The sequence below is a fragment of the Ignatzschineria rhizosphaerae genome (assembly GCF_022655595.1).
In the GTDB taxonomy this organism is placed as follows: Bacteria; Pseudomonadota; Gammaproteobacteria; order Cardiobacteriales; family Wohlfahrtiimonadaceae; genus Ignatzschineria; species Ignatzschineria rhizosphaerae.
Window position 1 is genome coordinate 1,769,176 of the sequence record NZ_CP093379.1, and the last position, 24,248, is coordinate 1,793,423.

A 24,248-nucleotide genomic window follows, 5' to 3' on the forward strand; every position below is an offset into this window, starting at 1 on the left:
TTATTTAATATTAATAGATATATTAAATTAACCTACGATCTCTTTTTTCTCAATATCGTTTTTTGATGCGCCTGCTCTTGACGCCACATAGCAATTTTTTGATGGTCGCCCGAAAATAACACCTCCGGCACTTTTAATCCATTAATCTCTCTAGGTCTAGTATAATGTGGGTGATCAAGCAGGTCTCCCTCACTAAATGAATCATTAAGATGAGAAGCCTCATTAGACATCGCATCAGGAATTAACCGAACAATCGCATCAATCACAACAGCGGCTGCCAATTCACCGCCTGATAACACATAATCCCCAATCGATAACTCTAAATCGATCTCATGATCAATAATACGCTGATCAACCCCTTCATAACGACCACAAAGAATTACCAAATGAGTCTCTTCCACTAAACTTCGAGCCATAGACTGCCGAAACAGCCCACCTTGAGGCGACATATAGATTCTATAACCACGACTTCCCCGAAACGCTTCAATCGCATCAAAGGCTTTTTTGAGCGGTTCATACATCATCACCATACCAGGACCACCACCAAACGGGCGAGCATCAACCGTATGATGATTATCTAACGAATAATCTCGAGGGTTCCAAAAGCGCAACTCAAATAATGATCGATCATGCGCCCTGCTAACTACCCCATCTTCAATTATGGGTAAGATAATTTCCGGAATCAAGGCAATGACATCAATAACGATCTTACTCTTCATCCCAATCAACCTGTATATAACCCTCTTCTAAGTTAATTTCCATAATGATGTATTCCAATGAATATGGAATTAAGATCTCTTCTTTACCCTTTTTAACCGCCATCACATCATTAGCGCCCGTTTCAAAGATATCATCAATAACTCCTAACTCAACGCCATCATGGTTAATCACTTTAAGCCCGTAAAGATCAACCCAATACACCTCATCTTCTGAGGGCTCTGGCATATCTTCGCGTTCAATAAAGAGCTCTGTACCTAAAAGAGGCTCTACCGCATCTCGAGAATCATAACCTTTAAATTTCAAAAGAATATGCTTACTATGTTTTTGACCCGCTTCTACTTCCAATTCTTGCCAAGCGCCATTTTTTTGAATAAAAAAACGCGAGTACTGCAAAATTCCCTCTCGAGGTCTTGTCTCTGAAAAAACCTTAATTAACCCCTTTACACCATGAAATCCATTTACTTTACCAATAATGATCTTATCATCGCTCATTACGCAACTCCTTCTCAATAAAAAAGCCACCTTACAATTTGTAAGATGGCTCTAAATTAACTACTAGAACGATTAAGCTTCAGCTTTTGCTGCTGCTCTTTTTGCTTCTCTTAATAAAGATGCAACACGCTCTGAAGGCTGAGCCCCAACTCCTACCCAATAATCTACGCGATCTTGAGCAAGCTCTAAACGTTTCTCACCACCTTTTGCGATGGGATTAAAAAAGCCAAGACGCTCAATGTATTTACCAGTTACAGAATTTCTTTGATCTGCAACAACGATTTGGTAGAAAGGACGCTTTTTAGAGCCCCCACGAGCTAGACGAATTGTAACCATAAAAATTTATATCCTATATTCAACTATAATCTTAAAAACTTTTTTATATTACATAGAGACACGTTATTCAATATAAAATCGTAAACCACAAATAATACTCTAATTTCAAAGAAATTAAAAGCCTAAAAACAAATTAATTCCAAGCAGGCACTGTGAATGTCACAGGGGATGTCTCTGCTTCTTCATAAGTCACAATTTCGTAAGCTGATGGATCTTTAACAAGCTCTCTAATAAGCATGTTATTCATCATATGTCCTGCCTTGTAACCCACAAATTCACCAATAATTGGATGACCTAAAACATATAGATCTCCAACAGCATCTAAAACTTTATGACGCACAAACTCATCTTCATATCGAAGTCCGTCACTATTTAAAACTCTAAAATCATCAACAACGATCGCATTATCCATGCTTCCGCCGAGTGCTAAATTCAGCTCACGCATCATTTCAAGGTCTTTCATAAAACCAAAAGTACGCGCTCTTGCGATCTCTTCAATATAGTATTGACTTGAGAACTCACAACGATGTTGAGGATTTGTCTTATCTAAAACAGCATGATCAAATTTAATTGTAAAATCTAATCTAAAGCCATTATAGGGAAGCAATTTTGCAATCTTATCTTCTTGCTTATAAGTAACGGGCTTTTTAATTTTGATGAATTTCTTCGCAGCATTTTGCTCTTGAATGCCTGCTGATTGAATCAAGTAGACAAAAGGAGCCGAGCTTCCATCCATTATTGGAATTTCAGGCGCACTCACCTCTACAACAATATTATCAATCCCAAGCCCACAAAGCGCTGACATCAGATGCTCTATTGTCGAAATAGTCACTTCAGGCGCTTCAGGTGAAGCAATCATTGTCGCAAGCTGCGTACTAATGACAGAGTCTGCTTGTATTTTAATATCTGGCGAAGGAACATCTGTACGGCGAAAAACGATCCCTTCATCAATTCCCGCAGGTCTTAATGTGAGATAAACTTTTTTACCTGAGTGAAGTCCAACACCTGTTGTTTGAACTAAACTTTTTATCGTTCTCTGTTTTAGCATAACTTTTATCAAAGCGTCCTTATAAATTTAAGAATTCTTTCTTAAAAAAGCTGGAATATCTAAATATCCCGTTGACTGACTCTCAGATGATTTTGCAGGCTCTCGATGCCCTGAATCACCTTGAGCTTGTGCCGTTGGTTTTGCCACACGACCTAAAAGCTGATCTGCAATACTGCCACGCTCGATCGGTGCTTGATACTCACCTAATCCGGTTGCAACAAGCGTCACACGGATATCATCGCCCATCTCTTCATCAATGACCGCACCAAATACAACCGTTGTATCTTCATTCGCATAATCACTAATAATAGCGCCAATTTCATGAAGATCACCAATGCTGAGTTTTATACCACCAGAAATATTAACCAGTAAGCCTTTTGCTCCTGCTAAGCTCACCTCTTCCAATAACGGAGAAGAGATTGCTTGCTGAATGGCTTCTCTAGCAGCATTATCGCCTGAAGAGAGTCCAACCCCCATCATTGCTAATCCTTGCTGCTTCATGACTGTTTTAACGTCATTAAAGTCAAGATTAATCATTCCTGGCTTAATAATACTATCGGTAATTCCTTGAACAGCATTAAAGAGGACATTATTTGCCGCACTAAAAGCATCATAAAGACTAATACCTTTGCCAAGCACACTCATTAAACGATCGTTAGGGATCGTAATTAATGAATCTACATGCTGTGCCAACTGCTTTAATCCTTGGCTTGCCGCTTGATCACGCTTACGCCCTTCCATCGAGAAAGGTCTAGATACTACCGCTACCGTTAAAATACCCAATTCTTTTGCGACTTCTGCAACAATAGGCGCCGCACCTGTTCCTGTACCGCCACCCATTCCTGCTGCAATAAAGACCATATCAGCGCCATTAAGCTCTGCCTTGATATGCTCTTTAGTCTCTTCTGCGGCTTGGCGTCCGATCTCAGGGTTTGCACCCGCGCCAAGTCCACGAGTCAATTCTTCACCTAATTGAATGCGAACGTCTGCTTTTGCTTCACGAAGGTCTTGCGCATCTGTATTCGCCGCAATAAAAGTTACCCCAGTAAGACCGGAATTAACCATGTGCGTGATCGCATTACCGCCCGCTCCACCGACACCGATGACTTTGATGATCGGCCCATCTTCGTTATGATCTTGCTGCAGTTCAAATATGGACATTATTAATCCTCAATTTATTCGTATTCTCAATATACTAGAAATAGTTTCGACACATTCCAGTGATTTTCTTATATATGTTACTAAAAAAGTTGCCACTTGGCATTGTTTTTTGCAACTCTTTTTGCCAAATGTTGTCATGCTTATGCGATGCAAGGAGCCCTACCACCGCTGCATATTCTGGAGACAATTGTTTTCCATCTTCAAAATTAGTATTCATTGGCATACCAATTCGACATGGTTTTTCCATAATCTCCTGCACTAACTCAACACAGCCAGGAACAAGGCTCCCACCGCCTGTTAGGACAACGCCGGCATCATGCATTTGATAAGCATCCGCCTCTTCAATTTTACCTCGAACAAAGTCCAATATCTCGCGATATCTTGCTTCAATAATTGATGATAATTCACGCTTAGACATCGTTCTACTTTCACTTTGATTAGTAATAACAGGCAACGTAAAAATATCATCATAACTTGAAAAGCCGACAAAAGTACCATAATCAATCTTAATACTTTCAGCAACTTGCGTAGAGAATCGTTTAACTTTTGCAATATCAGAAGTCACATCATCACCCCCTAACGGGATAGATGCATGATAGATAATTACGCCACCTTTATAAACCACAATATCAGTTACACCCGCACCAATATCAATAAGTGTGACACCTCTTTGCATCTCATCTTCACTTAAAACACTAATTGCCGATGAAATCCCTTCATAGATGATGTTATCAATTTCAACACCACTTTCTGTAATACAGTTTGTAATATTCGTGATCTCATTAGTAGCCGCCGTTACAAGATGCGCAATTAATGAGAACTTTACCCCAGATAAACCGATGGCATTTTCAACAGGCTGACCACCATCAATGACATATTTTTGGGGGAGCACATGCAAAACACTCTCGCCCACATCTAATTTAATTTTACCTGCCTCTAGCAAAATTCGATCATGGTCTTTATCGGTAAAACGCTCACCTGAAATTGTGACAACACCATTATTGCTACGCCCACGAATATGCGCTCCCGTAATAGAGGTCGATACCGAGCGAACTTCAACTTCAAATTCTCGCTCAAACTCATCAATAATATCGTTCACAATATTGGAGATGGGGACAATATTTGTAATCACCCCTCGCTTAATGCCACGAGACGGCTTAGAAATCATCTTCTTGATCTCTATTGTTCCATTATCACGAACATTTGCCATCATTCCGACAACTTTGTGAGTTCCAATATCTATGCAAACTCCCATCGATTCCATTGAAGTTTCCGTCATCTCTTTCGCGCCCTATCTCTTTCTCTCAATCTCATCACTGATGATCCTCTTTCCACTTTACCGAGAATCCATTTTTATACCTAAAATCAATATGCTGTATTACATCTAAAACATTTCGATCAGGAAACTGCCTTAAAAACCGCGACAATCGCTGCGAATAATCTTCTGAGCCCATAATCAACAACAAATCATTATCGAGCAGTATAGTCCAGGATTCATTTTCATCCAAAACTATCTCCTTTAGCTGAAATCCAGCATTTGTTAGCCTTCTTTGAGTCTCCTCATAAACCACTAGAATATCCGAAACCTTCTCTTTAGGTCCCGACAGATAGACCCAAGGCTGATCAGGAATAAAAGAGGGGGTAAATATCTCGCCATCTGCATCTACCATCTGCGTTTCATTCCAAATTGCAATGGGATCTTGCTCCACAAGATAGACCTCTAATTCGTGTAACCACTGCCTTTTTAAAGAAACAGATTTAATCCATGATTCAGACAAAATATTATCTTGATACTGCTGCATATCAAGCCCTATTAAATTTTGCCCAACGGCATCTTTCACCAATTCATTAATTCTCTCTTGAGAAAGATGATCGACTTCACCATATACAGATACCGTCTCTATCTTGAAAAAAAGATTATTCTCTTTTAAGTACTGCCACCCATAATAAGGCCCGGCAACAATCCCCACTAGTAATAGTACTAAAAAAACAAATCGAAAAAAACGATAAAGAACATACCCAAACCGCCCCCAATCAAAAGGCTTCTTTTGGACTACTCCTAATTGATTTCGCCCTTTTTTCCGAGCTTTTCGATAACGAGTTTGTGAGGGGGATTGTAATCTCTTCAAGATAAACCTAAACCTATATTACAGTAAAGTAGATGATTATATAAAACCTTTAAGCATCTAGCGAATCTTCCAAGATCAGCCAACAAAGATCTTCAAAAGAGAGTCCTTCTGTTTTTGCCGCCATCGGCACTAATGAATGGTTTGTCATTCCCGGCACCATATTGATCTCTAGTAACCACGGATTATTATCGCGATCTACCACAAAATCAACACGCGCCCAACCTTTTGCGCCAATTGATTTAAACGCAGCCTCACAAAGCTCTCTAAAACGAGCCTCATCAGCATCACTTAATCCTGATGGGCAAAAATAACGCGTATCATCACGAAGATACTTTGCCTCATAATCATAAAAAGCAAGATCTGTCTCCATACGAATAATTGGTAATGCTTCCCCATTTAAAATCGCACAGGTATATTCACCATTCCCAATAATCCAATTTTCTGCAAAAACAGGAGAATTATATCCACCAGCAGCTTCCCATGCTTTGACTAAATCCTCAGCATGATCTACGCGGCTCACACCGATGCTTGACCCTTCCTCAGAAGGCTTCACCGCAACAGGATAGGTCAATTGTGATTGTAAAGCCTTTGCGGCATCTGCATCTTCAATAATATAAGATTCAAGTACCGGCAATCCTACCGCTTTCCATAGTTGCTTTGTTCGGATCTTATCCATTGCTAAACTAGAAGCTAAAACACCACTTCCTGTATAGGGAATATTAAGATGCTCTAATGCCCCTTGAAGCACCCCATCTTCTCCACCACGACCATGAACAATAATAAACACCCGATCAAATTTCTCAGCCTCAAGGGTTCTTAAAAGACCGTCATCTTTAGCATCAATGCCATGAGCATCAATTCCTTTAGCCTGAAGTGCCTTTAATACAGCCTCCCCGGACCAAAGAGAGACCTCTCTTTCCATAGAGTTGCCACCATAAACAACCGCAACTTTACCAAATACCTTAGGATCTTGATTTTTTGCAACTCTCATTATAACGCTCCCTCTTTATAGAAATTTGCCGCAATAGAGCCGATATTACCAGCGCCCATCATGACAATTAAATCCCCATCTTTCGCAATAGAGGCATAATGTTCACGGATCTCTTCAATCTCGCCGACAAAAAGGGCTGTTTTACCACCTTTTTCCGCCACATCTTTTGCTAATCCTTGACCACTAACCCCTTCAACCGCAGGTTCTCTCACAGAATAGATCTCTGTGATTAAAACGGTATCAATTTTTGATAAAACATCGACAAACTCCGTATAAAGCTCTGCTGTTCTTGAGTTTCGATGCGGCTGAAAAGCAACCACAATACGCTTATCAGGATATGCTGCCGTTAATGCTTCATAAACCGCGCTAATTTCCGTAGGATGATGCCCATAATCTTCCATAACCACCACTTCTCCGCCCGATTTAAGCGATACAGAAGGGTGTAATTGAAAACGGCGACCAATCCCCTTAAAACGGCGAAGTGCACGGCGAATTGCAGGATGTGGAACCCCTAAATCACTTGCAATTGCAATGGCAGCCAAGCTATTTAATACACTATATTTCCCCGGAAGCGCCACCATAAACTCACTCACACCATGAGGCATCTTCACTTCGAAATAGGTCTCCATCCCCCGAGATTCATAGTTTAATAACTGATAATCTGCATCAGGATGCTCCCCATACGTTAAAATTGGACGATGAATTCTTGGGATTAAATTTTCAACTTCCTTATTATCAATACAGAGCACCGCTAAACCGTAAAATGGCAATAGATGCAAGAAATCCACGAAAGTTTGGCGAAGGTTCTCAATATCTCCACCATAAGTACTCATATGATCTTGGTCGATATTAGTGATAATTGCCGACATTGGGTGAAGATTTAAAAAGGAAGCATCTGATTCATCGGCTTCTGCCACTAAATATTGCCCAAGCCCTAGCTTTGCATTGACATTAGAGCTATTTAAACGCCCACCAATCACATAGGTAGGATCTAAACCTGCTTCATCTAAAATTGAGGCTAAAAGACTTGTCGTCGTCGTCTTACCGTGAGTTCCCGCAACAGCAATCCCGTAGCGAAAACGCATGAGCTCTCCAAGCATTTGGGCACGCTGAATAATCGGAATACGTTCCTCTTTTGCACTAACCACCTCTGGATTATCTTCTTTTACCGCAGTAGAAGTTACCACCACATCAGCGCCTAATACATGCTCTTTGGCATGTCCAATCCAAACCAAAGCCCCAAGATCAATAAGATGATCTACCACCGAGGATTCAGCAATATCTGAACCTGTCACTTCATAACCTAAATTGAGTAATACTTCAGCAATACCACACATTCCTGAGCCGCCAATTCCTACAAAATGGATTCGTTCAATACGGCGCATGTCCGATGGACAGATATAACTTTTTTGATTCATGATTGTATGACCTTTTCTACTGCTGAAACAATTAATTGCGTTGCTTCAGGTTTTGCTAAAATTTCTGTTTTTTCTGCCATTGAAATGGCTTTTTCTCGTGTAAAATCACGTAGTAATGCCTCTAAAACGGAAAGAGAAATTTCCTCTTCACCATAGAGATAAGCAGCACCAATATCTTTAAGTGCCTTTGCATTTTTTGTTTGATGATCATCAACGGCTTTTGCAAACGGGATAAAACAACTTGCAACATTGACTGCTAAGATTTCCGATACCGTTAATGCCCCAGCCCTACAAATAACTAAATCAGCCCAAGCATAAGCACTTACCATATCATCAATAAAGGGCATTAAGCGATAGTTTTCATGCGAAAAACACGCATCATCCTTATGCGCTTCATAAAATGCCTTCCCTGTTTGATGCCAAACCTCAAATTCTGTAACCATCTGTGTTGCGGCAAAACTTTGCATCAGCTGATTTAAAATCCGCGCGCCTTGAGATCCTCCCACCACTAAAATCCTTATCGGAGAATCTCCTCGCGCTCGATAGCGTTCTTGGAAGGGAGGAATATTTAAGAGATCTTCTCGTATTGGATTTCCAACAACTTCAGCATTAGGCAATAATGCATTAAAGGCGGCTAAATTTTTCTTACTTAATCTTGATAGAACTTTGTTTACAAGCCCCGGCACGGCATTTTGTTCGTGAATAATCACAGGAATACCGAGCATCTTAGCTGCAACACCGCCAGGCGCTGCTGCAAAACCACCAAATCCTATCACACATTCTGGTTTCACTTTTTTAAGAAATTGCCGCGCATCTCGTACAGCACTACTTAATTTAAACGGTAAAGAGAGCCACCCCTTAAGGCCATTTCCTCTTAACCCTTTAATGGAAAGTGAATAGAGCGGAAAATTATATTTAGGAACAAGATCAAGCTCTAAGCCATTTGCCCCTAACCAATAGATCGAATAGCCCTTTTTCTCTAACGCCTTCCCCACAGCAAGGCCTGGAAATATATGACCTCCCGTGCCTCCTGCCATAATGACAATACTCTTTTTTTGCTCCATTTTATGCCGTTCCTTTAATATTTGAACGAGCAAGCTCATTCTCAGCTCTTTTCATCTGCTGCTCTTGATAGTCTTGATAACCTGTGATCTTTACAACTTTATTAACCTTAAATAAGATCCCAAGTCCGATCATCATCGTAATCATACTCGATCCACCATAACTCATTAAGGGTAAGGTTAAACCTTTTGTTGGTAAGATCCCAGAGGCAACGCCCATATGAATTAATGCCTGCGTCCCAAACCATAGCCCCATTCCATAAGAGACATACGCCGCAAAGTAGAGTTTTAATCTCTCAGCTTCAGCTCCTAAGGTAAATGTACGGTAAAGAAATGCCATATAGAGAAAAAGCAGTAAAATTACCCCAAAAAAGCCAAATTCCTCAGCAAAAATAGCAAAGATAAAGTCTGTGTGCGCCTCAGGCAGATAGCCAAGCTTCGACATACTTTCCCCAATCCCGACACCTGAAAGCTTGCCTCTACCAATTGCAATCAATGAATTTACAAGCTGATATCCTTGGTTATAAGCATCATCCCAAGGATTTAAAAATCCTGATAAACGCGCCCTACGATAAGGGGAGGTATATAAAACTAATACCATTGCTAAAATCGTTGGTACCAAAACAATCGCAAAACGCCAAAGACAGACGCCGGCAATAAAGAGCAATCCCAACCCCACCACAAATATAATCGCCGTTGAACCAAAGTCTGGCTCTAAAAGTAGTAAAATCCCTAAAACACCCATTACAACTAAAGGAATAATGAGTGCAGAAATTCGTTTACCGATCGATTCTTTATGACGATGTAGATAGGATGCGACGTAAACTAATGCTGAAAACTTCGCAAGCTCTGCGGGCTGAAAGTTAAAAAAGAGAACCGGAATCCAACGAAGCGCACCATTTACTTCTCGTCCAATTCCGGGAATGAGAACCAATACAAGGCACAAAATAGTTATCAACATTAATGCCGGCGTCAATTTATACCAACCTTCAAGATTGATAGAGTACGCAATCCAAGCTAAAAATCCCCCGATAGCCACATAAAATATCTGCCTTAATCCATAGTGAAAAGGCGAGAGACCGTAATACTCGGCAACATATCCTGATGCTGTTGTCACCATCAAAAGCCCAATCAATAGAAAGAGCGCAGAGGTAACTAATAGCCAAGGATCAGCTTTGACTTTTGTCGCTAAAAATGAATTTTTCAAAATGCACCTAAAATTTTGTCAATACGTTGAAAATTGTACCACACCCTTGCAGCTTATCGGAATGTCTTAAATAAGCCCATATGCAGTTTTTAAAGTGCCTTTACAAGTGACTCAAAAACATCTCCCCGATGTTCAAACCCCTTAAACTGATCAAAGCTCGCACAGGCAGGTGAAAATAGAATGATATCCCCAACCTCTGCCTGTTCTTTTAGAGTACTTAATGCCATCTCAAGCGTCTGACTTTCATACACAGGAATGCTATTGGGAATATGCGGTAAAATCGTCGAGTAATCGAGCCCAATCAAGGCAACGCCTGCAACATTATTTAAGAGTAAAGTTTGTAGTGAGGCAAAATCCTGCCCCTTAGTGACGCCCCCTAAAATAAGCCATTTACGTTCTGAAAATCCTAAAATAGCCGCTTTTGTGGATGAGAGATTAGTTGCTTTAGAATCGTTAAAATACGCAACCCCATCAATCTCCCTTACAAAGACTGAACGATGCGCTAAAGGCTTGTAACTTTCAATACCCGCTTTAATTGCAGGAGCTGTTACACCAAAAGTTTCCGCAATAGCAACAGCTGAGACAATATTCAAAATATTATGCGTTCCCCCTAACTTGGTTCCCCCATAATAAATTGCTTCCTTTTCCGTACTTTCAATCGTTTTATCGGCTAAATTCGCCCAATATTGTGATTGATCATCTTTAGTTAATGAAAACCTCACTGTTTTAGAGAAACCTTGAAAATCTGATTTTAAAAGCGCTTTATCGATCTCTGGCTCATCACTTGGGATAATAATCGTCTGAGACTGAGCTAATAATCTAAATTTAGAGTCAATATAATGTTGATAATCCCGATAACGATCAAGATGATCGGGCGATAAATTTAAGATCACCCCGATATCAGCCTTTAAAGAAGCCGTTGTTTCTAACTGAAAACTAGATAATTCCAACAAAAATAGCGGTGTTTTATCATGATTTTCTCGATCACAATATTGAAGCCACAGATCTAATGCCGGAGTACCTAAATTCCCCCCCATATAAAGATCATAGCCAGCGGCTTCAAAAATTGAGCCTACTAACGTTGTCACCGTACTTTTACCATTTGTGCCGGTAATAGCGATAAGATTCTCTCTGACAACTCTTGCAAAAAGTTCAATATCTCCGCCAACATTTTCTGCAGGTAATCTTGCAATCGTCTTTGCAAGCTCTGGGGTTGCAATAGCAATTCCGGGACTGACCCAAAGATAATCACATTCATCTAATAAAGTAGACTCAAAAGAGCCCGTATGAAGCTTCTCACAAAAAGGGGAAATCTCCGCCTCATTAGGAGGATTTTCTCTCGAATCGATGGCAAAAACATGTTCAACACCTAACCTATTTAACGCCTTAACAACGGAAAGCCCTGTAATTCCAAATCCAACAACTAAATGCTTTGAGCCCACTGCAAACATGATTGATCCTTTGAGAGTTCGGAGTATAAATCAAAATAACTTTTATAACGCTCTATCATACGCTTTATTTACGTTTGAAAAAAGCAAAACCCCGTTAAAAAACGGGGCTTCAATATAATATCCTTATCAAAAAAAGTACTTTATCTTCAATCAACTGCTTAATATTGATGAATAATCACTCATAAAACAATTATCCAATATCATATTACGTTTTATAAAGTCGCTTCTTTCTCTTCTTCGTGACGAATTTCTTGTCCTTGTTTGCGCTCTGCGGTTAATCCTTTCTCACGCTGTTTCACCAATTGACGCTCGATTTTTCCGGCAAGATCATCAATGGAAAGATACATATCTTCCGTCGTTGATTCTGCATGTAAATCTTTACTCTTGGCAATCTTCAGCGTAATTTCTGCAATTTGCCGCTTATCTTTAATTGTGAGAACAACATGAGCTGCGGTAATTTGATCACTATAACGATCTAAACGAGAGAATTTCTCCTCTACTCTATTACGAAGCCCATCCGTTAATTCCAAACCATGTCCAGTTAAATTAACATTCATACAAGTCTCCTTCACGAATTATGAATTTTTTATATAAAAAAAGACTGCAAAAAAATGATCATTAAATTGTAAAATTCCGTCTAAAACCTGCCATCAAACTCTCTTTTTGATATTGGTAACAGTGGCTTTTGACGCTTTACAATTTATTTTTTCATTAAATTCACCCTAACATCTTTCCCTAAAAAGAGATAGTCTTTTTTTAAAAGAGATCCTATAAATCCCCACCTTTTTGACCTACTTTTGACATTGTGAACAAAAATAGGTTGCCCGATTAGCTAATACAATTCTTTCAATTGGTGTTTGACAGATAACACAAGGCTGATCTTTTTGCCCATACACCATTAATTCTTGCGCAAAATACCCAGGGCTCCCATCTGGCGTGGTGAAGTCTTTTAAGGTTGTTCCTCCTTGAATAATCGCTCGCTGAAGGACTTTTTTCACCTCTTCTACCAATCTTGCAACTTCTTCTGGATTAAGGTTATTTGCAGGGCGCTCTGGATGAATTCCTGCCATAAAAAGAGATTCATTGGCATAAATGTTACCAGCCCCGACAACAAACTCTTGATCCATTAAGAGGGATTTAATAGGTCGAGTTCGAGTTCTTAACTTAGGATAAAGATACTCTGCATTAAACTCATCACTTAAGGGCTCTGGCGCCAGTTTCTCTAAAAAGGGGATCAATTCATCTACTCCATAGATTAAGATAAAACCAAAACGCCTTGGGTCGTTATAAATTAAGACCTTGTCCCCTTCTATTTGTAAAATAAAGTGATCATGCTTTTTAAGTTCAAAATCATCCTCTAAAACACGAATCGCCCCCGACATTCCAAGATGAATAAGGACTTTATACTGCGCAGTATAGAGTAATAGATATTTTGCTCGCCGCTCAATACGCTCAATCACCTGACCATAGAGCTTCTCTATCTCTTTAGGAATAGGGTAACGCAGCCGATCATTGCGCACCTCAATTCCTTTCACTTTTTTTCCGATAATATGGGGCGCTATCCCAGCTCTTACGGTTTCAACTTCTGGCAACTCTGGCATACACTTCCAACTCCTCACTTTCGTGATAACATACTACTTTCCAAAATCCACTTTATGCTTAAGGATCTTACTCTAATATGCGACCGATTGTTTCTATTTCAAGAATTAGTGCGCTCGGGGCTTATTTTGCCCTCTTTTTCTTCACGATTTTCTGTATCGTGGCAAATAAAATTTATCCAGAACAGCCCAGAATTTTCCTCATTATTGGTCTTTTAATGCCGCTTGTATTTCCTGCAAGAGGTTTACTTCGTGCAAGACGATTTACGCACGCTTGGACAAGCTTCCTATCTCTCTTTTATTTAGTCGCAGCAACAGATATTTGGGCATCAGGTCATCCTGCTATTGGAAGTGTCTATTTCCTTTTAACCATCTTACTCTTCTTAAGTTGCATTCTTTATGCTCGTTATAGCCCACTGCCTTTTAGAGAAGAAAAAACAGAAAAATAAAAGAAGATCAGCGTTTAATCAATGAACTTCTTTTTCATTCATATATTTTCTCCCCCTTTACCTCAAAAGCCCTTTCACCATCAGTGCAAGGGCTTTTTTATACTAGAGTAAAATCGATTTAAAAGAGACTGAATTAGATTGCCGGTGCATCGGTTATGAGAAGCGCAAAAATCGTTCTATCAAGCATTCTGCAAACTCATTTGATTCAGGTTGCACTATTTTACTTTTAAAACAGTGTTTCTTAAACCACATCGGCTATAACAGTAAGTATTTAATAGCTCTAAGTCTTTCAAATCATTTTTTATATTGATAACGATGCCAGAAAAACCCTAGAACCAATCCTATAAATGCTAAAACAGCCCAAAAAAGATCGCCTAACTTCGCATAAGCTGTGACACCTTGATAAGAGGTGACATCTACCGATAAAACCCCCTCCTTAAATTGGGGCAAAATTGCCATCGAGCGTCCCTCTTTACTAATCAAAGCCGTAATCCCATTATTGGTGGCTCTAACCATCTCTCGCTGTAACTCAATCGCTCTAGCACGAGATATTTGAAAATGCTGCCAAGGCCCTATTGAATCACCAAACCAAGCATCGTTACTTACATTAACTAAAAAGTTAGCCGTTTTAGCCTGATAGCGAAGCTCATTACCAAAAACAGCTTCATAACAGATCGAGGCTGCTGCAAAGAGCGCCGCTCCATCCTCTTTTTGAATTTTAAAGGGTGCTTGCTCTAATTTCCCTTGCGTTAAATCAGAGTAAGGAATCTCTATCATGCCGCTAAAAAGGCTTAAAATAGAGCGAAAAGGAATATACTCACCAAAAGGAACTAGATGAGTTTTATCATAACGCTGATCATACATTCGCATCTCATCACTGTAAGTCACTATTGAATTTCTAACTGTTTTTCCGCCTCCTGTGAAAATGCCGGTCATGACTTTTGTTTGTTGATCACGAGAAAGCTTACGCAGATGCTCCCCTAAGTTGCTCTCCATCTCATATAGCGAAGGGATCGCTGTTTCAGGCCAAATAATAAGATCACTACTTTCTGCAACTTCGTCTGTTAACCTCAGATAAGTTGCCAAAATTTCATAGTACTGCGCTTCATTAAATTTAAGTTCTTGCGCAATATTTCCTTGTAGTAATGCCACCTTAAGCTGCTCATCTATTTTTTCAATTTTTTGAGATATGAAGTTCACAGAGATCAACAGCGTAATGCCCATTAACATCATTGAAAAAAAAGCGGGAATTAACTGCCCTATAAACACTAAAAAGCCTTCTTTTCTCCTCTTCATCAGCGCATTGATCATCAAAAACAAAATCCCCGATAGCCAATAGACCCAAAAACTCGCCATCAGCGCGCCCATCGATGGAAATAAGAAAGTTGAAACCGGTAGATCCGTTAAAGTGTAACCTAAAGCTAACCATGGGAATCCTGTAAAAAGCTCCGCTCGAAGCCATTCAAGCAATACCGCTAATAGTGGAAATAATATTCCAACCTTAAAAGCTAAAGACCATCGCACTTTTGTAACGACGTAACACAATATTCCATAGTAGAGCGCTAAATAGAACGCTAATAGAAAGGTCAGTAATATCCCTAAGATTATCGGCGCACCGCCAAACTCAATAAGGCTAATTCTAATCCACCAAATTCCCCACGCAAACATGCCAAATCCAAACAACAAACCTAATAAACCTGAAAACTTAGGAGATCGCCCCTGAATTAAAAAAAGCAGTCCAAGCAAAGCAAAAGGCGCCAATATCGCCAAACCAAAGGGTGCAAAGCTAAAGGGCATTAGTACGCCCAAAATAAGCGCAAAAACCATAGGAAAAATCCGAGATTGCAACATAAGTTATTAAATTCCTAAATCTTGATAGATAGCATGAATGATATTGAGATATTTCCCCGCTGGCAATTGATCCCCATAAAATAGGCGCGGATTTTCCAAAGGATTGACTACTGGCGTATTTTTACGATTCGTTAAATAGATAATCGTTAGCTCATAAAGTGGGTCATGCGTGATTAAGCACCCTGTCCAACCAGTATGCCCAAAAGCATAACGACTAGCATAATCCCCAAACATATAACGCATATCTTCACCATTTAAACGCCACCCTAGCCCAAAAGTTTGATCTAAATAATGAGGCGTTAAAAATTGATCCAAAACCTGTTGATTAAAGAACAAGTTAGGCTGATACATCAAACGAAATAGTGATAATAACGTTTGAGCATTACTAAACAACCCTGCATGCCCAGAAATTCCCTCTAAGCAGTAAAATGCTTTTTCATCCTGTACTTCACCATGAATCATCTTGGATCTAATATTGGGATAATGATAAAGACCATCACGGGTATTTCCTTGCCTTTCTGTTGCTGCTATTTGCGATAAAGGGATACCTTTCTCCAATGGCTGATACATGATTTTTGTTAAACCAAGAGGAGCCCAAAAAATCTCTTGCAGTAATTGCTCAAGCGATTTCCCTCCGATAGCCTCTAAAATGAATGTTAATAACATAAAATCAACATCTGAATAGAGCCCAATAGTTTGTGGTGAGTGAATTAAGGGTGCTTTCACAAGATACCGCGCAAACTGCTCTCGGCTTTGGCAATAGAGCTCTTTAGAGTAAGCAGGATCATAAAATAGAGGATTAGGCTCAAACCCTGCATGATGAGAAAGAAGCGCTTTAATAGGGATATTGGCAACCTCCTCAGGAATGACCATTCCTTTAAATTGCGTAGTTTCTTGCAATAGCTCCCCTACACGCTTCTCAACAATTGCCGGCATTTTTGCCGCATAAACCTGAAATAGATAAGTTACTGCAAAAATTTTGGTCAAAGAAGCAATATCAAATAACGTATCAGATGTAATCGCCTCCCCTCGATCAACCTTTAATACCCCGTCCTCTTTTGAACATTTTGTCAGCACAGTAGAGCCAAAACTATGATCAAAAAGAACTTCACCAGATTTTTCGACTAATAATTGGCCGCCAGGAAATCCCTGTACTAAGGAGTTACTGATCAATTCTTGTACTAAAGTCCACTTAACCACCGTTTCATTCTCTCTCTTTTAAATCTCAAGATGATTAGTTTAGCTTGCTATATCAATACCTAGCTACAATTGATCAATAATACACCAGCAATCATTCTTGACGAAAGCTCGATAACAGTGTTTAATACACCTCATCAAGACATGGCTTGATAGCTCAGTCGGTAGAGCAGCGGATTGAAAATCCGCGTGTCGGCAGTTCGATTCTGCCTCGAGCCACCACTTTGATTAAAACCCAGTAATAAAGATTACTGGGTTTTTTCTTGCCTGCTATTTATTGCCTACTAATTTATCTTCATTAAAAGAATAATTTTATTCATGATCACATCTATAAGGGCTTTTCTCCTCTTCAAAAAATAGCGCGCTCTTTAAATGAGAGGAAACCGCTTCAATGTTAAAAGGCAAAACAGAGCAGGAAATGAGCCAAAACAAGCATTATTTGCATAGATTGTTACCAAAGCTCACTATTTTTCGAAATTGGCTTGACGAATAAATCTAAAAAGTGTTTAATACCTTTCTCAGCACGGCTTGATAGCTCAGTTGGTAGAGCAGCGGATTGAAAATCCGCGTGTCGGCAGTTCGATTCTGCCTCGAGCCACCATTTGATAAAACCCAGTAATCATTGTTACTGGGTTTTTTATTGCCTTTTTTATTACCTTTAAAAAAAGATCCCTTCTCCACTCTTTTTAAACACCGCTTTACTGAGTATCCTTTTAAGAATCTTATAGTATAGCTATTACGTAATAAATTCCGATACAAACCGAAAAAGGCTTAAAACTGCTGATACGTAATTTCAAAAAAGATGCAAGCATTCGACCCAGCTGCTCATCAACCCATTTTAGAAGGATGACTAACTAATAAATTTGGGCCTCTGATTTTATTTTAAAATCACTATAAAATTAGTTACAGGCGCATCTGCATGAAAAGTACAATAATGACCCTTCCTAACATCATCTAAGCTAGCTTGATTCACGCCCTTCAGCTTTATCTTTAAAATAATACGGCTTAAACCAAATTAGTGATATTAAATCCCTTACTGCAAAATCACTGCCTATATTTAAAAGATTCTCTTAATAAAAAATTCACTCAAAAAAGCAGATCAAATCCCTTTTAGTTTTAAATTTAAAATCTTAATAAAGGGCTTATACACGTTACTTTGCCCCCTGAAACATCTATTTTTATCAGATCTAATACTTTATAAAAATTAACGCTTAAATAAGCTCAAAATAAACGTAAAATACGAGATTATTAAAACTTGATGCGCATCAAACAAAACTAATACTTAATCCAACCTCGTGGATTATTTGCCTTTTTTATGGGATAGTAAATCCATAGAATAATATTTTAGACTTTCATAGCTCTACTATTTTTATAAAGGAAAAGATTCTATGATGAAATTAATTGGCGCAGACCCATATTTTGTTGGAATTGTTGCTTTCGGCGTCGTTTTTATGATTATCATGCTCGGCTGGTTAACATGGTTTTTCATGAAAAAGAGTAAAGAAGAGAGAGCTCAAGCAGAAAAAGCTAGCAAATAAGTTGCCTAAAGTTAACTCTGTTGGGATTTATTAATAATCTCTACCGGCATTTATTTCTAGAATCGACAAAAATAAAAATGTTAACTAGATATAATCTAAAAATTAATCTAGAAACTGATTATATTGGATAAAAAAATTATTAGAGAATCTCTCTCCTCTCTTTTAATGATTTAATTTCCAAGAACAGCAGACAAAAATTGGAACACACAATCTCGTTAGGATATAAAAAAGCGCTTCTTTGAGGCGCTTTTGCTTTTTGACGATCTTATCATTATCAATCAACGTCCTACCATCTTCATTCAAGCGTTAATTGAAATAGTCGTTTATGATCGATTATTCTTAGGATCTTCCTTCAAAGATGCTTCATAGGCATCCCAAGCAGCCCACTCATCTTCAGCATCCCCTTCTGTCATTGCTGAGGAGAGGAAGTAAAAAATCTTCTCCCCCAACAACTCTTCTAAATGATGAATTCGCTCTTTAAAAGAGACCGGCAATACAGGGTAATCAAAACCATCCCGATCATTACGGCAAATCATTAACTTTCCATCGCCTAGCTCTTGATGTTGCTTATCTGTTACAAATACGGAACGAATTTTTTTCCCATCATGGCTAAAGTTAAAACGCGCCTCGCCTTTCTCTTTATTTACTCTCTCACGATCAATAAGGTCGCGCATCTCACTTCTTGCCCGGTTCTTCTCTTGCTGCGCTTGAATCTCTTGATTTTTCTCACGATCCATCGCTTTTTTAGCCTCATCAAACGCCTTAAGTTCTGCTTGTTTTTGCGCCTTTTCAGCATTAATCTCTGCTTTTAAACTCTTATCTCTGTGCGCTTGATGTTGACGTTTTGCACTCTCTTTTTGCACAGCTTTAGCCTTCTCTTTAGAAACTAAGCCTGCCTTTAATAACTGGTCTCTTAATGACATCGTTTTCTCTCTTTCTCTTTTTAAGGGTTATAGAGGTAGATTAATGCTGTTATTTTAAATCAATCTGTAAAAAATGCACCTTTGATATTGGGATTCCCCACAAAAGCACTCTCTTTACGCTTTATTGATTAGATATATAATACCTTTGGTTTAAAATCTACTGAACCAGATTACGTTACATCGGTTACGAAACATAAGAATCGTTCTGCCCGGCATCATGTAAGCTGATGTTGATTCACACACTGCACTGTTTTACTTTTATAGTAAAAATAGTTTAAAAGTTCCTAAGCTCAATTGCCGGCGCATCGGTTATAAGAAGCGCAAGAATCGCTCTATCCGGCATCGTGCAAGCTGATTTTAATTCACACTGTACTATTTTACTTTTATAGTAAAAATAGTTTAAAAGCTCCTAAACTCAATTGCCGCGCATCGGCTATAAGAAGCGCAAGAATCGTTCTATCCGGCATCGTGCAAGCTGATTTGATTCATACACTGTCCTATTTTACTTTTAAGGGAGTTTTTCTTAAACCGAATCGACTATATTTCTTATTACTAATAGCCGATGTGCCGGCATTTAAATCAGCCTGTTTTGAATCTATTTCATATAATACTATTGACTATAAAAAAGCGCTTAAGGCAGATCCCCTAAGCGCTTGTTAAGATCTTAAGCTATTGAAAATTTATCAGTCGCTTTTAATCATTAAATATTACGTTCCAAAATTAATAAAGAATACGGCATTTCAATGTGCCTTTGATATCCTTCATTCCATTTTGTAATTTAATCGCGTTCTCTTCTTGTCCTGACACATCTAAGACAACATAACCAATATCCCCTGATGTTTGGAGATATTGCGCATTAATATTAAGGTCAAGATTAGTCACAAGCTCATTCACCGCACGTAAAATTCCCGGCGTATTTTCATGAATATGCAATACGCGGTGACTTCCTGGTTGTTTTGGAAGCGTCACTTCAGGGAAGTTAACAGCCGATACTGTTGAACCATTATCTGAATACAGCACAAGTTTAGATGCAACTTCAATCCCAATATTTTGCTGCGCTTCTAATGTTGATCCACCAATATGTGGTGTTAAAATCACATTTTGAAGCTCACGAAGCGGAGATTGAAACTCTTCTTTATTCGATTTTGGCTCCACAGGAAATACATCAATCGCAGCCCCTAAAAGGTGCTCATTTTTGATATTATCAGCAAGCGCATCGAGATCTACAATTGTTCCACGTGCAGCATTAATGAGCACTGAACCCTGCTTCATCTTCTCAATACGTGAACGATTCATCATATTCTTCGTACTATCATCTTCTGGTACATGAAGTGTCACGATATCTGCTTGTGCTAAAAGATCATCGAGCGTCTCAACCTGATGAGCATTACCGAGCACAAGTTTTGATTCAATATCATAGAAAATGACATTCATTCCCATGCTTTCTGCCATAATCCCAACTTGAGTTCCGATATGACCATATCCTACAATCCCTAAAGTTTTACCACGTACCTCATAAGATCCTGCTGCTGATTTTACCCAGCCGCCAGTATGGCAAACATAGTTCTTATAGGCGATACCACGCTTGAGCATGATCATCTCGGCAATGACAAGCTCTGCTACTGAACGCGTATTAGAATATGGTGCGTTAAATACCGGAATTGCACGATGTTTTGCTGCTTCTAAATTTACTTGGTTTGTGCCAATACAAAAACACCCGATCGACATCAAACGTGGCGCTTTGCTTAACACTTCTTCTGTAAGTTGTGTACGCGAGCGGATCCCAACGATATGCGCATCTTGAAGTGCTTCAATCAATGCATCGCCTTCAAGCGCTGTCGAATGAATTTCAAGATTGTTATAGCCCGCACGTTTGAAGTAATCAATCGCATCTTGATGGATGCCTTCTAAGAGAACAACTTTCATCTCATCTTTTGGAAATGATGTTTTTTTCATGGTATTTCGTATTCCTTAATTTAAAGCGGATTCGATAAATTGACGTAAAAGTGCAGCATCATTGGCCATCACCTCTTTTTTCTGAGGAAGAGCCTCAATTTTCTCTACCTCAGCTAGATCAAACGGCGCGTCATTCACCGCTTGCTTAATTGTCTCGTAAAATTTAATGGGCTTTGCAGTCTCTAAACAGACCTGTGTTGTTCCGTCTAAATAGTGGCTTCCCACAAATACACCATCTGCCGTATGAGGATCTATCAACTCATTCGACTCTTTATAAATACGTTGAATCGTCTCGATTCTATTTTGATGTGAGCTTTCACCGGACTCAATATTCCACTCAGCGCGATCCGCCCATAATTCACCTTTTGTTAAATCAAAGTAACCTTGCGTATCAATTTGCTCCCAAAGCGCTTTTGTTGCCTCACTACCAGCAATAAGATAGATAAAACGCTCAAAGTTACTTGCTTTAGCGATATCCATTGAAGGACTTGAGGTCAAATGAACATCTTTTGAAGCACGTGGTTTATAGACACCTGTTTTAAAGAACTCATCTAAAACATTGTTTTCATTTGTTGCCAAAATTAACTTACGAATCGGTAATCCCATTTGACGCGCCATAATCCCGGCAAAGATATTTCCAAAATTCCCAGAAGGAATCACCACATCAATGACTTCGTCATTTGACGTGGCGGTCATGAAGTAACCTTTAAAGTAGTAGATAATCTGCGCTAAGATTCTTGCGAAGTTAATGGAGTTGACTGCTCCTAAATTAAATTTCTCTTTAAAAGCAATATCATTATTGAGGGCTTTGACTAAATCTTGGCAATCATCAAACACCCCTTCAACCGCGATATTGTAGATGTTTTTATCTTGCACAGAATACATTTGCGCCGTTTGAAAAGCGCTCATACGATTGTGAGGACTTAGCATCACTACATTGATACGCGGCTTTCCTTTCATCGCATGAATCGCACTTGATCCTGTATCACCTGAGGTTGCCCCTACTATATTGAGCGTACGATCCATCTTCTCTAAGACGTAAGGAAAAAGCTGCCCCAAAAATTGCATCGCCATATCTTTAAAGGCAAAGGTTGGGCCTTCTGAAAGCCCCAATACTTTGATATTTTCACCAATAGAACGCTCTGAAATAATAGACTCTACACCAAAGTTTTGGGTGTTATATGCATTTTCTACGAGTTTTTGCAGATCTTCACGAGGAATATCTGTTGCGTAGAGCGATGCAACTTCAAGTGCAAGCTCACTATAAGAAGTGAGGTTTCGCCACTTTGTTAAGGTTTCTTTAGAAATTTGCGGAATTGACTCCGGCATTGACAGTCCACCATCACGGCAAAGACCTTCTAACACAACTTCACAAAATGACTTGGGCGTATCGCCCCCACGAGTACTTACATATTTCATTATCTATCAAGCCTACGAAAAAAGTTATGAATCCGAGCTATTAATCATACCTGAACCTTATAACTTTTTCTCCTGAAATTGTCGATGTTTAAAAATTTCTTGTGATTTATTGAAAACGTCCCGATTCCTCACCTTCCTCCATCTTCCCGCAAGCATCTAAATTTTTTAAGAGACAGCTTTCTCGGTACCAATGATAAGCAAGATCATCCCGATTCTGCGCATCAAAATACTGGGCTATTTGATAAAAGCCTTTAACTCCCGATTTGATATATAAACTCTCTGCTTTTTCCCAATTTTCATCAACACCCCATCCAAACTCATACATCCCAGCAAGATAGTAATTTCCCTCAATCTCACCGTGATCCACCGCTTTTTTAAACCAATTAAATGCTAACTGATAATCTTTTTGAGTCCCCATTCCCATTTGGTACATTAATCCCACTTCAATCATAGCGGGTATATACTCTAATTCAGCAGATTTCAAAGCCAGTGAGAATTTTTCAGGATCATTTTCACCTCTTAGAGAAACTTTTTGAGAAAGCTCATACTCTCTTTTCCCGGGGATTTCTCTCCGTTAAAAATCATGCGCTTTATCTACCAATGTTTTAGGCTTTTTTTCATCCGCGCTCACTTGCAGATAGGGCTCATTTCCTCCCTCTTTATCACAGTTACTAAAACTGTAAGACGCAAAGTATTGATCGAGTAAAATTATCAACCTAAACTCATAAGTTGATGGCGAAAATGACTGCACAATACGGTCTGAATAGTAAAGAAGATCACCCTTTTTTAACTTAATTGTACTCCCTGAGCCATTTCTTAAAAATTCTCTATTTGCATCTCTTATTCTCGGAATTGCAAGACCGCCTTTCACGCCACGATCTCCGGCATTGATAAAGTTCATCCGTCTATTTTTAATAATGATGGTCACAGGAGCATCCATTTGAGCTTCTGTTAAAAGATAACGACTTCGATCTTTATCTAAAATCCTAGAACCTCCTGCCGCCATATTATGACTTTCACAATGATAAATGCCGTCATAGGAATCATAACCAATCTCCTTAGGGACAGGAGGGACTCTTTGAAAATTAAAATACCAGATCAATATCAATGCCAATAGCGTCACTAACAGAGCAACTAATAGCACTACAAGGCGTTTAAAACGAGTAATCTTCATAAATAAAATCGTGAGCCCAAAAGTTAAAGAGTGCCTTAATTCTACAAAATAAGGAAGGTAATACCAAACTCTTAAAAATAAAGAAGTTTCCCGCGAGATTAAAATCCACTACATGCCTTGAAACAGAAA

At 39.1% G+C, this 24,248-nt stretch carries 23 protein-coding genes and 2 tRNA genes; 4 read left to right on the forward strand and 21 right to left on the reverse strand.

Annotation, left to right across the window (positions count from 1 at the left end; all coding sequences use genetic code 11):
• Positions 1-32 precede the first annotated feature (32 nt).
• The 14 genes from trmD to mutM all read right to left on the reverse strand — a co-directional run bounded on the left by trmD (position 33) and on the right by mutM (position 13,615).
• Positions 33-719 carry a tRNA (guanosine(37)-N1)-methyltransferase TrmD gene (gene trmD, locus MMG00_RS07690; RefSeq protein ID WP_242147056.1) on the reverse strand — a complete coding sequence of 229 codons (687 nt, stop codon included), beginning with the start codon at positions 717-719 and terminating at the stop codon, positions 33-35.
• Positions 709-1,212: a ribosome maturation factor RimM gene (gene rimM, locus MMG00_RS07695; RefSeq protein WP_242147058.1), complete on the reverse strand. Its 504-nt coding sequence runs from the start codon at positions 1,210-1,212 to the stop codon at positions 709-711. Before rimM ends, trmD begins: the two co-directional genes overlap by 11 nt.
• A gap of 72 nt (positions 1,213-1,284) precedes the next feature.
• Positions 1,285-1,548, reverse strand: a complete 264-nt coding sequence (gene rpsP / locus MMG00_RS07700) for a 30S ribosomal protein S16 (protein WP_242147059.1) — start codon at positions 1,546-1,548, stop codon at positions 1,285-1,287.
• Positions 1,549-1,681: 133 nt separating this feature from the next.
• Positions 1,682-2,596: a UDP-3-O-acyl-N-acetylglucosamine deacetylase gene (lpxC, locus tag MMG00_RS07705; protein WP_242147061.1), complete on the reverse strand. Its 915-nt coding sequence runs from the start codon at positions 2,594-2,596 to the stop codon at positions 1,682-1,684.
• A gap of 27 nt (positions 2,597-2,623) precedes the next feature.
• Positions 2,624-3,751: a cell division protein FtsZ gene (gene ftsZ, locus MMG00_RS07710; protein ID WP_242153398.1), complete on the reverse strand. Its 1,128-nt coding sequence runs from the start codon at positions 3,749-3,751 to the stop codon at positions 2,624-2,626.
• Positions 3,752-3,791: 40 nt separating this feature from the next.
• Positions 3,792-5,036, reverse strand: coding sequence for a cell division protein FtsA (ftsA, locus tag MMG00_RS07715; protein WP_242147063.1), 1,245 nt, complete (start codon positions 5,034-5,036; stop codon positions 3,792-3,794).
• Between the two features lie 34 nt (positions 5,037-5,070).
• Complete coding sequence (locus tag MMG00_RS07720; protein ID WP_242147065.1) at positions 5,071-5,886, reverse strand: cell division protein FtsQ/DivIB; 816 nt, start codon at positions 5,884-5,886, stop codon at positions 5,071-5,073.
• Between the two features lie 49 nt (positions 5,887-5,935).
• The gene (locus MMG00_RS07725; RefSeq protein ID WP_242147068.1) at positions 5,936-6,877 is read right to left on the reverse strand and encodes a D-alanine--D-alanine ligase; all 942 of its coding nucleotides are present in this window, start codon (positions 6,875-6,877) and stop codon (positions 5,936-5,938) included.
• Positions 6,877-8,295 carry a UDP-N-acetylmuramate--L-alanine ligase gene (gene murC / locus MMG00_RS07730; protein WP_242147070.1) on the reverse strand — a complete coding sequence of 473 codons (1,419 nt, stop codon included), beginning with the start codon at positions 8,293-8,295 and terminating at the stop codon, positions 6,877-6,879. The genes MMG00_RS07725 and murC overlap by 1 nt, the downstream gene beginning before the upstream one ends.
• Complete coding sequence (murG, locus tag MMG00_RS07735) at positions 8,292-9,359, reverse strand: undecaprenyldiphospho-muramoylpentapeptide beta-N-acetylglucosaminyltransferase (RefSeq protein WP_242147072.1); 1,068 nt, start codon at positions 9,357-9,359, stop codon at positions 8,292-8,294. Before murG ends, murC begins: the two co-directional genes overlap by 4 nt.
• Before the next feature lies 1 nt (position 9,360).
• Positions 9,361-10,563, reverse strand: a complete 1,203-nt coding sequence (gene ftsW / locus MMG00_RS07740; RefSeq protein WP_242147074.1) for a putative lipid II flippase FtsW — start codon at positions 10,561-10,563, stop codon at positions 9,361-9,363.
• A gap of 89 nt (positions 10,564-10,652) precedes the next feature.
• Positions 10,653-12,014: a UDP-N-acetylmuramoyl-L-alanine--D-glutamate ligase gene (gene murD, locus MMG00_RS07745; RefSeq protein ID WP_242147076.1), complete on the reverse strand. Its 1,362-nt coding sequence runs from the start codon at positions 12,012-12,014 to the stop codon at positions 10,653-10,655.
• A 212-nt stretch (positions 12,015-12,226) separates the two neighbouring features.
• Positions 12,227-12,571, reverse strand: a complete 345-nt coding sequence (gene hpf / locus MMG00_RS07750; protein WP_242147078.1) for a ribosome hibernation-promoting factor, HPF/YfiA family — start codon at positions 12,569-12,571, stop codon at positions 12,227-12,229.
• Positions 12,572-12,805: 234 nt separating this feature from the next.
• Positions 12,806-13,615: a bifunctional DNA-formamidopyrimidine glycosylase/DNA-(apurinic or apyrimidinic site) lyase gene (gene mutM, locus MMG00_RS07755; protein ID WP_242147080.1), complete on the reverse strand. Its 810-nt coding sequence runs from the start codon at positions 13,613-13,615 to the stop codon at positions 12,806-12,808.
• A gap of 77 nt (positions 13,616-13,692) precedes the next feature.
• On the opposite strand from mutM, the gene MMG00_RS07760 reads away from it, so the two are divergent.
• On the forward strand, positions 13,693-14,061 hold the full coding sequence (locus tag MMG00_RS07760) for a DUF2069 domain-containing protein (RefSeq protein ID WP_242147082.1): 369 nt from the start codon (positions 13,693-13,695) through the stop codon (positions 14,059-14,061).
• A 294-nt stretch (positions 14,062-14,355) separates the two neighbouring features.
• Here MMG00_RS07760 and lnt read toward each other — a convergent pair whose 3' ends face one another.
• Both lnt and MMG00_RS07770 read right to left on the reverse strand, forming a co-directional pair.
• A complete protein-coding gene (lnt, locus tag MMG00_RS07765; RefSeq protein ID WP_242147085.1) occupies positions 14,356-15,912 on the reverse strand; it encodes an apolipoprotein N-acyltransferase in 1,557 nt (518 codons plus the stop codon).
• Between the two features lie 6 nt (positions 15,913-15,918).
• A complete protein-coding gene (locus MMG00_RS07770; protein ID WP_242147087.1) occupies positions 15,919-17,112 on the reverse strand; it encodes a serine hydrolase in 1,194 nt (397 codons plus the stop codon).
• 143 nt (positions 17,113-17,255) lie between these two features.
• On the opposite strand from MMG00_RS07770, the gene MMG00_RS07775 reads away from it, so the two are divergent.
• From MMG00_RS07775 to MMG00_RS07785, 3 genes are all read left to right on the forward strand, one after another.
• Positions 17,256-17,331: transfer RNA gene (locus MMG00_RS07775), tRNA-Phe, on the forward strand.
• 303 nt (positions 17,332-17,634) lie between these two features.
• Positions 17,635-17,710: transfer RNA gene (locus MMG00_RS07780), tRNA-Phe, on the forward strand.
• A gap of 787 nt (positions 17,711-18,497) precedes the next feature.
• On the forward strand, positions 18,498-18,647 hold the full coding sequence (locus tag MMG00_RS07785; protein WP_242147089.1) for a DUF3149 domain-containing protein: 150 nt from the start codon (positions 18,498-18,500) through the stop codon (positions 18,645-18,647).
• Positions 18,648-18,970: 323 nt separating this feature from the next.
• Here MMG00_RS07785 and MMG00_RS07790 read toward each other — a convergent pair whose 3' ends face one another.
• The 5 genes from MMG00_RS07790 to MMG00_RS07810 form a co-directional block, all read right to left on the reverse strand.
• On the reverse strand, positions 18,971-19,570 hold the full coding sequence (locus MMG00_RS07790) for a DUF2058 family protein (protein WP_242147090.1): 600 nt from the start codon (positions 19,568-19,570) through the stop codon (positions 18,971-18,973).
• Positions 19,571-20,290: 720 nt separating this feature from the next.
• Positions 20,291-21,526: a phosphoglycerate dehydrogenase gene (serA, locus tag MMG00_RS07795; RefSeq protein ID WP_242147092.1), complete on the reverse strand. Its 1,236-nt coding sequence runs from the start codon at positions 21,524-21,526 to the stop codon at positions 20,291-20,293.
• A gap of 15 nt (positions 21,527-21,541) precedes the next feature.
• Positions 21,542-22,945, reverse strand: coding sequence for a threonine synthase (thrC, locus tag MMG00_RS07800; protein ID WP_242147094.1), 1,404 nt, complete (start codon positions 22,943-22,945; stop codon positions 21,542-21,544).
• A 106-nt stretch (positions 22,946-23,051) separates the two neighbouring features.
• Positions 23,052-23,396 (reverse strand): tetratricopeptide repeat protein, encoded by a 345-nt coding sequence (locus tag MMG00_RS07805; protein WP_242147096.1) that lies wholly within the window; start codon positions 23,394-23,396, stop codon positions 23,052-23,054.
• 123 nt (positions 23,397-23,519) lie between these two features.
• Positions 23,520-24,119, reverse strand: coding sequence for a hypothetical protein (locus tag MMG00_RS07810; protein WP_242147098.1), 600 nt, complete (start codon positions 24,117-24,119; stop codon positions 23,520-23,522).
• Positions 24,120-24,248 lie beyond the last annotated feature (129 nt).